The organism is Nocardia wallacei (assembly GCF_029868745.1).
GTDB classification, from domain to species: Bacteria; Actinomycetota; Actinomycetes; order Mycobacteriales; family Mycobacteriaceae; genus Nocardia; species Nocardia wallacei_B.
In genome coordinates, this window is the sequence record NZ_JARWOP010000235.1 from 83,856 (window position 1) to 93,264 (window position 9,409).

10 protein-coding genes are annotated in these 9,409 nt (G+C 69.2%); 7 read left to right on the top strand and 3 right to left on the bottom strand.

Features of this window, described 5'->3' with window-relative positions; all coding sequences use genetic code 11:
• The first annotated feature begins 9 nt into the window (after window positions 1-9).
• The 6 genes from QH470_RS20565 to QH470_RS20595 all read left to right on the top strand — a co-directional run bounded on the left by QH470_RS20565 (window position 10) and on the right by QH470_RS20595 (window position 3,683).
• The gene (locus QH470_RS20565; protein WP_280274028.1) at window positions 10-1,017 is read left to right on the top strand and encodes an iron-containing redox enzyme family protein; all 1,008 of its coding nucleotides are present in this window, start codon (window positions 10-12) and stop codon (window positions 1,015-1,017) included.
• A 28-nt stretch (window positions 1,018-1,045) separates the two neighbouring features.
• The gene (locus QH470_RS20570) at window positions 1,046-1,702 is read left to right on the top strand and encodes a HemK2/MTQ2 family protein methyltransferase (RefSeq protein WP_280274029.1); all 657 of its coding nucleotides are present in this window, start codon (window positions 1,046-1,048) and stop codon (window positions 1,700-1,702) included.
• Entirely contained in the window at window positions 1,680-1,892 is a 213-nt protein-coding gene (locus QH470_RS20575) for a CDGSH iron-sulfur domain-containing protein (protein WP_280274030.1), read from the top strand. Before QH470_RS20570 ends, QH470_RS20575 begins: the two co-directional genes overlap by 23 nt.
• Before the next feature lie 135 nt (window positions 1,893-2,027).
• Window positions 2,028-2,414: a nuclear transport factor 2-like protein gene (locus tag QH470_RS20585; RefSeq protein WP_280274031.1), complete on the top strand. Its 387-nt coding sequence runs from the start codon at window positions 2,028-2,030 to the stop codon at window positions 2,412-2,414.
• Window positions 2,415-2,416: 2 nt separating this feature from the next.
• Window positions 2,417-2,773 (top strand): winged helix-turn-helix transcriptional regulator, encoded by a 357-nt coding sequence (locus QH470_RS20590; RefSeq protein ID WP_280274032.1) that lies wholly within the window; start codon window positions 2,417-2,419, stop codon window positions 2,771-2,773.
• Between the two features lie 67 nt (window positions 2,774-2,840).
• Window positions 2,841-3,683 (top strand): NAD(P)H-binding protein, encoded by an 843-nt coding sequence (locus tag QH470_RS20595; protein ID WP_280274033.1) that lies wholly within the window; start codon window positions 2,841-2,843, stop codon window positions 3,681-3,683.
• Between the two features lie 8 nt (window positions 3,684-3,691).
• Here QH470_RS20595 and QH470_RS20600 read toward each other — a convergent pair whose 3' ends face one another.
• On the bottom strand, window positions 3,692-3,874 hold the full coding sequence (locus tag QH470_RS20600; protein ID WP_280274034.1) for a CGNR zinc finger domain-containing protein: 183 nt from the start codon (window positions 3,872-3,874) through the stop codon (window positions 3,692-3,694).
• A gap of 109 nt (window positions 3,875-3,983) precedes the next feature.
• Entirely contained in the window at window positions 3,984-4,859 is an 876-nt protein-coding gene (locus tag QH470_RS20605; protein WP_280274037.1) for a DUF4231 domain-containing protein, read from the bottom strand.
• Window positions 4,860-5,156: 297 nt separating this feature from the next.
• Between QH470_RS20605 and QH470_RS20610 the strand changes: the two genes are divergently transcribed.
• Entirely contained in the window at window positions 5,157-8,048 is a 2,892-nt protein-coding gene (locus QH470_RS20610; RefSeq protein ID WP_280274035.1) for a TIR domain-containing protein, read from the top strand.
• A gap of 47 nt (window positions 8,049-8,095) precedes the next feature.
• On the opposite strand, the gene QH470_RS20615 is transcribed toward QH470_RS20610, so the two are convergent.
• Entirely contained in the window at window positions 8,096-9,283 is a 1,188-nt protein-coding gene (locus QH470_RS20615; RefSeq protein WP_280274038.1) for a WD40 repeat domain-containing protein, read from the bottom strand.
• Window positions 9,284-9,409 lie beyond the last annotated feature (126 nt).

The window sequence follows — 9,409 nt, forward strand, 5'->3', positions numbered from 1 at the left end:
TCGACAGTCGTGACTTCCCATACCGACCCCATCGCCCCGGCGCTGCCCGCACCGCGCGGAGAGCTGTCCGGCGTCGTCCTCGACATGCTGCGCGGCGTCACCGGGTGGACCGAGCCCGATGTCTCCGGCGCCGACCCGTACGGCGAGGACCTGCACCTGGCGCTGCACGTCTGTTACGAACTGCACTACCACGGCTTCGAGGCGGTGGACCCGGCCTGGGAGTGGGATCCGGATTTGCTGCGGCTGCGGGCGCGGCTCGAGGAGCGCTTCTCGACCGCACTGCGCGGGGACGTGAGCGGCGGGTCGGACCTGGCCGCCGAGCTGGAACAGCTGGTGACCGAGCCCGTCGAGGCGACCGGCGTCGGCGCGTTCCTGCGCGATCAGGGCGAATGGTGGCAGGTGCGGGAGTACTTCGTGCACCGCTCGATCTACCACCTCAAGGAGGCAGACCCGTACGCGTGGGTGATCCCGCGACTGCGGGGGCAGGCCAAGGCGGCGCTGGTGGCCGTGGAATTCGACGAGTTCGGCGGCGGCCGCGGTGAGCGCGTGCACGCTCAGCTGTTCGCCGATCTGCTCGACGGCGCCGGGCTGAATTCCGGATACCTGCACTACCTGGATGCCACCCCCGCGCCGATGCTGGCCCTGGTGAACATGATGTCGCTGTTCGGCCTGCACCGGGCGCTGCGCGGCGCGCTGGTCGGGCACTTCGCGACGGTCGAGATCACCTCGCCGCCCGCGTCGCGGCGCATGGTGGAGACCCTGGAGAGGTTGCGGGCGGATCCGGCGTGCGTGCGGTTCTACGCCGAGCACGTCGAGGCCGACGCCGTCCACGAACAGGTCATGCGCCGCGACGTGATCGGCGACCTGCTCGAGCGGGAACCGGCGCTCACGGAGTCGGTGGTCTTCGGCATCCAGGCGACCGATCTGCTCGAGAACCGGATCGATCGGCAACTGCTCGACAGCTGGCAGGCCGGGCGGAGTTCACTGCGCGGCACCGAAGCGGTTCCGGCGGATTGACCGCCCGGATCGGGGTTATCCATCGACCATGATCTTCTTCCGCGCACCGGGTGTCTACCGGCCACGGGCAGATACGAGACTGCTCATGCGAGCCATGGCGGCGGCCGCGATGCCGCGCGACGCGGAGGTGCTCGACGTGTGCACCGGGACCGGCGCCGTCGCGGTGGAAGCACTGCGGCTGGGCGCGAAAAAGGTTACCGCCGTGGATGTTTCCCGCTCGGCGCTGCTGTCCGCTTGGGTCAACAGCCGCCTGCGCGGTGGGCGGCTGGAACTGCTGCACGGCGAGTTCGATCGAGTACTGCGGAACCGCCGATTCGATACCGTGCTGGCGAATCCGCCGTACGTGCCGGGGCCGGAGCCGTCCGCCGCGCACGGCGCCGCGCGGGCCTGGGAGGCCGGTCCGAACGGCCGGGCGCTGCTCGATCCGCTGTGCCGGATGATGCCCGGCCTGTTGAACCGGCGCGGGACGGCGCTGATCGTGCATTCCGCGCTGTGCGATCCGGACGAGACGATGCGCCTGCTGCGCGACGGCGGGCTGAAGGCGGCGGTCGCGGCGCGCGAGCCGAACGAGTTCGGTCCCGTGCTGCACGCCCGCGCCTCCTGGCTGGAAGCGGTCGGGTTGATCGAGCCCGGCCGGCGACACGAGGAACTGGTGGTGATCCGTGCCGACCGAACCGCACTCTGAGAGCAGGCGCGTCACGCTCACCAAGGACGGGCCCGCCCTGATCGAGGGCCCCGTGGACCTGGTGACCGACGACGGCGCCACCATCCACTGCGACCGCTTCGTCGTCGCGGTCTGCATGTGCCGCCGCTCGCGCACCTACCCCCTCTGCGATACCAGCCACCGCCGCCACAAGCGCGCCACCCGCGACTGACGCGACCGAGAACAACTCCGGAAGAGCCCGGACGAACTCGCCGACCGCTTCCACATCGAGAAGATCCCCAGTCCGAGCGGCGTCGTCCACCACTTTCTCTGGCTCCGCTGAGCAAGGTGCCTCTATTATAGAGGCATGCATGACAGTGTTGTTCTCGAAACGTGGCGGTCCGGTGATGCCGGACCGCTGGCCACCGTATTAGCAGAGGGGGCGGTGTTCTCCAGCCCGGTCGCCGACTATCACGGGCGCGCGAACGTCGCACACATGCTGAGCGTGATCGCGACGGTGCTGGACGGGGTCGATCGGTCCTCGGTCTGGCCCGGCGACGGGGACCGGATGTTCGCTTTCACCGCACGGGCCGGCGGGGAGAACCTGCAGGGCGTCATCCGCGAGGAACGCGATGCGGACGGCAAGCTGCACCACGTGACCTTGTTCCTGCGGCCGTACCGAGTCTTACGCGCGGCGATCGCGACAATGGCACGGCGGCTGGAGGATTCGCCCCTGCCCGAACCCGCGGCATAGCCGTGGCCGCCGACCTCCCCACCCCGGGACGACCGGTCCGCGGCTCCACCACCGGCCGCCCGATCATGGCCCTGTTCGACCTGATCGGCCGCCGCTGGGTACTCCGCGTGCTCTGGGAACTCCACCGAGCCGAACACCCGCCGACCTTCCGCGAACTCCGCACCGCCTGCGGCGACATCTCCTCCAGCGTCCTGACCCGCCGCCTCCAAGAACTCACCGAGGCCGGCTTGATCACGCACGACAACGGCTACGCCCTGACCCCCCTCGGCACCCGCCTGATCGACCATCTGCAACCCCTCACCCGATGGGCCGAGGAGTGGAATCAACACCGCGCCGGCGACTCGGACCGAATGATATGATTCTCATATATTATGAAATCCGGAGAGATGCCCGAGGCGGGCCGCCGGACAGCGGAGAGGTCATGTCATGTTCGTCATCATCGGAGCCACCGGCATCGTGGGCCGGGAAGTGGTCAGTCGGCTGCGCGCGGGCGGCGCCGGTGTCACTGCCGTGACCCGGAACGACCGGACGGCGCAGTTTCCACCGGGAACCGTTGTCGTACAGGGTGATCCATCGATACCCCGCCTTCCGGACGCGACGTGGGACGGCGCGGAGGCAGTGCTGCTGAGCTCTCGTGCCGCGCTCGGGACGGCAACCGAAATACTCGCGGCCGCAGCAGATCACGGGGTACGCCGGGTAGTCGCGATCTCGGCCGCCACGGTCGAGTTCCCCGCCGGTGAGCCGCGGTTCATAGCCGGGTTCCGGGCGCTGGAGCACGCGGCCGAAGCGTCGGGACTGCGTTGGAGCTCATTGCGCTGCAGCGACTTCCACGCGAACGCGCTGGCCTGGGCGCCGCAATTGCGAACCGGTGACGTGGTGCGCGGCGCCTACGGAAAGGCCGCCACCTCACCCATCCACGAACGTGACATCGCCGCCGTCGCCGTCCGCGCCCTGACCGAGGACGACCACCACGGCCGCCACTACGTCCTCACCGGCCCTGCCGCACTCACCCAATACGACAAGGTGCGCCTTCTGGGTGCGGCCCTCAACCGCCACCTGTCCTTCGCCGAACTCACGCCCGAGCAGGTCCGCGCCGCCATGACGGCGCAGGGCCTACCGGATGACGTCCCGGACCGGCTGCTCGGCTCGCTGGCCGACTACGCCCGCGCCGCAGGATCGACCACGACGACGGTCGCCGACCTGCTCGGCCGCCCCGCCCTCGATTTCGCCACCTGGGCCGCCGACCACGCCACCGCCTTCACCCGCTGAGAGACCGTTCATGGCACGAAACCGCCTGAAGGCCAGTGCCTCCGGCGGAATGCGCGAGCCTTGGCCTGATTGCCGCATGTTTCCATCGAGCACCAGGTGCGCGACTTGTTGCGGGAGTGGGCGTAGTACGCCTGGTGATCGGCGGCCTCGCCGCGCCGGCGCTGGCCGTTCGTGCTCGCCGACGAAGCCAACGGTGATGCCGAACAAGTGCGAAGGGCCGGCGACGAACGTTGGCGTGGGTGTTGGGCGTTGCGCTAGGAGCGTCGCCGGTGGCGATACGTTAGAGAAGTTGCGGATCGTTCATATCCCGGCGTGTGAAGCGCGCCAAAGGGTGTGTTCGCGGCTGATGGCCTCCTCTGCGTCGCCGGCGGCGGTTGCCCAGCGCTGTTCGTCTTGTTGGTTGCGGAGTAGTTCGCTGATGACGCTGAGTTCGTGTGACGCAATGACATACGCGGTTGCTGTGGACGAGTGCTGGCGTGCTGTCGACCAAGCGGCCAGAGCGGCCACGGTGGCGGCGATGATTCCGGCCAGGTCGAAGTCGACCACTCCGAACGCTTTTGCCAGTGCCCCAGCCACGCCGACTACTTCGAACATGAGCACTAGCGCCTGCAGGCGTCCGGCTCGGCGACGGTGGTACTGGGCTTTGGTCGCGTACCAGAATTGCTGGTCGGTTATGCGGTGGTGTAGATACGCTTCGCGTCGTTCGTTCAGTGGCGCGTGTCGGAGGCGGCGCATGCGATCGGTGATTGCGGGTGCTGTGGTCGGTTGAATCGCGACGGCAGGCAGGTCGCGTTGGATCAGGCTGACCCGGTCCACGAACACCTTGTCAGCTTCGTCGTCGGGCATGGTCCGCGGGAATGGTTGTGCTGCGATCGCGTAGCGCCAGGACAGGGTTTTGACCGATTCGGCCAGAGCGCGGCCTTCGTACCAGGATTTGCCGGGCGCTCGTTGCAGTACTGCGACGTCGACCGCAAGCGCGCAGACGAACGCAAGTGCGGTGATCACGGCGGCAATGTCGGTGCGCGAGTCACCGATTCGGACCGTGAAGGCGGCCGACGCGGCGGCGAGAACAGCGAGCGACAGTTGCAGTCGGAGTGCTCGTAGGTAGGATTTCTGTCCGTGGGTCGAGGCTTGGTCGGCTGCCTGGAACAGGCCGGGATAGTCTTCGGGCCGCACCAAATCCCATCCGCTACTTGACATTTACGTAGATCTACCAGATTCGGGTGTGTCCGGTCGACCGAAGCTCTACATTGCTGTGCGGCCGATCGCGAAAGGGGAGGCGGGCTGGGGCGATACCAGGGCTTCGCGAACTGCTGCAGCCCCCGAACCAGACAGAACGCACCGGCAAGCTGGCGTCATCGTAGCCTGCCGATATATCTTGCTCTCCAACCGGTTTCGATCGACGAGCCTTATCTGAGTATTCACCGACACTGTGCGGACATCGGCGGTGCGCAGATGCGGGGGTGCATTGTTGTGGGCAGCGACGTCCAGTACGACGCTTTCCTTTCCTATCGCAGTACAACCGACCGCCGATTGGCCGGCGCGATCCACCGTGACCTGCGTGCGGTGGTGCGCCGGGTGGACGGCGCGGCCGAACCCAAGGTGTTCTGGGACGAGAAGAACCTGATGGCGACCCAGACGTTGTGGGGCTCGCTCGAGGATGCGGTCCGCAGGTCGCGGTGTTTCGTGCTGCTGGCTTCCCCGGCGTCGGCCGAGTCGGACGGGGTTCGCTTCGAAATCGAACGCTGGATGGAGCACAGGGACAGGACCGATCCCTTCCTGATCGTGCTGACCGGCGGCGAGATCGTCACCCGGAGCGGGCGGATCGACTGGAAACGCACCACTGCCCTACCGACGCTGCTGCGGGACTGGCTGACCGACGAGCCGAGCTGGGTCGATTTACGCACAGCGCGGCGGATGCCGGTGCGCAGTGCGGCGTTCCGCCGCGCGATAGTCCGCCTCGCGGCACCGGTCAGCGGGCTGGAGGCGGCGTCGCTGGAACGCGAGGATCTGCGGGCGCAGCGCCGGGCGCAGCGGATCCGGATGATGGTGCTGTCCGCGTTCATTGTGCTCGCGGTGCTGGCGACCGTGCTGGTCGTCGTGCAGCGCAATGAAGCCGTGCATCAGGGGTCGCTCGCCGAGCGACAGCGTCGCATCGCCACCGGCAGGGCATTCGTGGCGGAGGCGGACAGCCGACGAGCCGACGACCCGCGTACGTCGCTGCTGTCGAGTCTGGCGGCATTGACGGTGGATCCGACCCCGGAAGCCCGTACCGGCCTGGTCAACACTCTGATGGAGACCCATTTCGCCGGAACACCGGCGGTGTACGGCGACAATCTCGACGACTTCGCGATGAGCGCCGACGGCCGGGTCGCGGTCACCAGCACCTGGGTGGGGCGGGTGCCGGACAGCCCGGACTACCGGTATCAGGTGACGCTATGGGACTCGACGGACCCCGCGCGCTGGCAGCCCATCCGCACCCTCCCGGAATACCGGCAGTTCGCCCCGCCACGCCTGGCCCTGGACACGAACGGGCACACGCTGGCAGTCGCCGACCGGGAGGCCACCACACTGTGGGACCTGGATGCTCCCGGCGGCCTCCGCGCCCGCGGCCGGATACCTGGGAGGTGGGTCAACGGGCTCGCGTTCAGCCCGCATCTGCCGATTCTGGCCCTCGGCGCGGATAATTCGGTCGCGACCTGGAACATCACCGACCGGGACACACCAGCCCCAGCAAACGTGCTGCCCGACACCGGCGGGGTCGCCCGGCTCGCCTTCGCGCCGGACGGCCACACGCTGGCGTTGATTTCCGGCGGGAACCGTTTGGCCGGCGACAAGGGCCATTCCGGCACCACCCTGTGGGACGTCACCGATCCGAGCCACACGCCGATCACCGTGGGTGGCCATGTCGGCGGCGCCGTCCACGCGGTGGCCTTCAGCCCCGACGGGCGGTTCCTCGTCACCGGCGGCGGCGACGGGACCGCGGTGGTGTGGGACTACCACCACCGTGCGGAACCCACCCGGCGGACGACGCTGCGCGGACACGCGGCGCAGGTGGCCAGCGCGGCGTTCAGCCCGGACAGTCGCACACTGGTCACCGGAGGTGCCGACGGCGTGGCCTTCCTGTGGGATCTCGCAGCACCCGGCGATCCACCCCGGCTGGCCACCTTCGAGGGCCAGCGCGGCGAGGTACGGCACCTGAACTTCACCGCGGACGGCGAGACGGTGTTCACCTCGGGCACTGACGGCGCGACCAACCGGTGGCGAGTCGCCGGACACACCCGGCCCGCTGCCATCGGGACCGCACAGGGGCATCGCAACTCGCTGGCGAGGGTCGCGTTCAGCCCGGCCGATGATCGGGTGCTGGCGACAGCGAGCATGGACAACACGGCCGCGCTCTGGGACCTCGCCGACCCGCAGCACCCGCGCCGGTTCGCCGAACTCCCACACGCCGACGACGTCCGCGCCGTGGAATTCAGCCCGAACGGCGAACTGCTCGCTACCGCGAGCAAGGACGGGACAGTCAGTCTCTGGCGCGTCACCGGCACGAAGTCGGCGGAAAAGGCTGGTGACCTGCCAAAATCGTCCGAACTGAACGACCTCGCGTTCAGCCGCGACAACACGACCCTGGTCACAGCGAGCGGGCTGATCGGCGCGGTCGGCGGACAGGTACTCGTCTGGGACGTCACCGACCCGGCGCGGCCCGATCGCCGCTACGAACTCGGCCAGTGCGGGGGCGCGAGCACCGTGGCATTCAGCCCGGACGGACACACTGTCGCCGTCGGTGAGGTCTGTGGCCTGCGGTTGTGGGACGTGTCCGACCGCGCGGCACCGGAAGAACTCGCCCACCTGGACAACGCTTCCGGCGCGGAGGCTCTCGCTTTCAACCCGGACGGCACGGTCCTGGCGGCCGCCGGCGCCAAACAGCAACGCGAAAGTTACGACCACGCCCGGGAGACCACCCTGATGCTGGTGGACGTCTCCCGGCCACGGCAGCCACACCGTGTCGGGACGGCAGCCGCCGGCATCCTCGACGATCTGGCATTCAGCCCGGACGGGCACACACTCGCCACCGCGGGCAGCATGCCCCTGCTGTGGGATGTCGGCGACCTCACTCGCCCCGCACTGGTGGCAACCCTATCCGGGCACGGCTCCGACGTGGCCGCAGTGACGTTCGACCGAACCGGCGCGACCCTGGCCACCGCCGGCCGGGACACCACCGCAATCCTCTGGAACACCAGCGACCTGACCGGAATCGTCGCCCACGCCACCGACCTCGCCTGCTCGGCAGCCGGACCCGGATTCAACCCAGCCGAATGGAAACGCCTCGCCCCCGGAATGCCACACCAACAACTGTGCCCATGACTCCACGCCGGGCGAGGCCCGCGCCAGGAGCGGTTTGAATTCCCTGGCTACGGACAGATACGGAGAGCTTCCCGACCTGAAAGGAATGTGGCGCGCTCGGCATCGGTGAGGTCCCGGCCAGCCTGGCGGCAGGCAGTATCGATCGGGTCGCCCGAGTAGGCCGCCACGTTCCACAGCAGCGCCGTCGCGTCGTCGCTGCCGGTCACCAGCGTCGTGCCATCGGGGCTGAACGCGACCGCGAGAATGCTCGCAACGGCCGTGAGCAGACTTTCCTTGGCGTGCCCACTCAACGGAATCCCGAGCGGAGTTCCAGTACGTGCGTCCCACAAACGCGCGCGGCCGTCGTCGCCGCCACTGACGAGGGTCGCGCCGTCGGGGCTATACGCGACCGCCCGCACTGGCTTGTTGTGCCCGGCGAGCGGCGCGCCGACAAGTTCGCCGGTGCGCGTGGCCCACAGCCGGATCGTGCCCGCGTCGTTGGCGCTGGCCAAAGTCGTACCGTCAGGGCTGTAGGCCACCGACCACACTGATCCGTCGTGACTGTCGAGCGGCCCGAGCTTGGGCTGACCACTCGCCGGGTCCCAGAATCGGACCGTCCCATCGACTCCGCCGCTGGCCAGAGTCGTCCCGTCCGGGCTGAACGCGAGTGCTGCGATCGGACCACGGTGTCCGGTCAACGCCGTGCCGCGCGGCTCGGCGGTGGCGACGTCCCACAGTTGGATGGTTCCGTCGAAGCCGCCGCCGCTGGCCAGGGTCGCCCCGTCCCGGCTGATCGCGACGGCGCCGACGCGACCGAGTTGGCCGGCGAGCGGGGCCCCGCGCTGGTCGCCGGTCGCGGTATTCCACAGCCGCACCGCGCGTTCGTCTGCATCGGCGGTCGCGACTGTCGCCCCGTCGGGCGTGAAGGCCACCGACCAGACCTGCCCCGTATGCCCGGCCAATGGTTTGCCACGCGGCAGTCCCGACCGCCCGTCCCACAGCCGCGCCGTTCGATCGTTGCCCCCAGTCGCGACGACGCCGCCCGGACCGAACGCCACCGCGCGAATCGCGCCCGAATGACCGGCGAGCGGCACGCCGCGTGGCTGACCGAGCGCCGCGTCCCACAGTCGCACGCTGCCATCGAGGCCACCGGTCGCGAGGATCGCACCGTCTCGATCGAACGACATCGCGACGACCGCGCCCGTGTGGCCGGTGAGCGGTTCGCCAAGTCGCTCGCCGGTCCTGGTATCCCACAGTTGGACGGAGCCGTCGGCGCCCCCCCCCGGGGCGCCCGGGGTCGCCCGCGGGGGCGATGACCCCCCCCCCCGCCAAACCCGTCACCCCGGGGGGATGACACCCCGCGGACGCCCCCACGGCGCGAC

Coding starts and splice junctions, on each gene's coding strand:
- QH470_RS20585 (WP_280274031.1), top strand. CDS start 2,028: ATGCATGACAGTGTTGTTCTCGAAACGTGGCGGTCCGGTGATGCCGGA.
- QH470_RS20595 (WP_280274033.1), top strand. CDS start 2,841: ATGTTCGTCATCATCGGAGCCACCGGCATCGTGGGCCGGGAAGTGGTC.
- QH470_RS20570 (WP_280274029.1), top strand. CDS start 1,046: ATGATCTTCTTCCGCGCACCGGGTGTCTACCGGCCACGGGCAGATACG.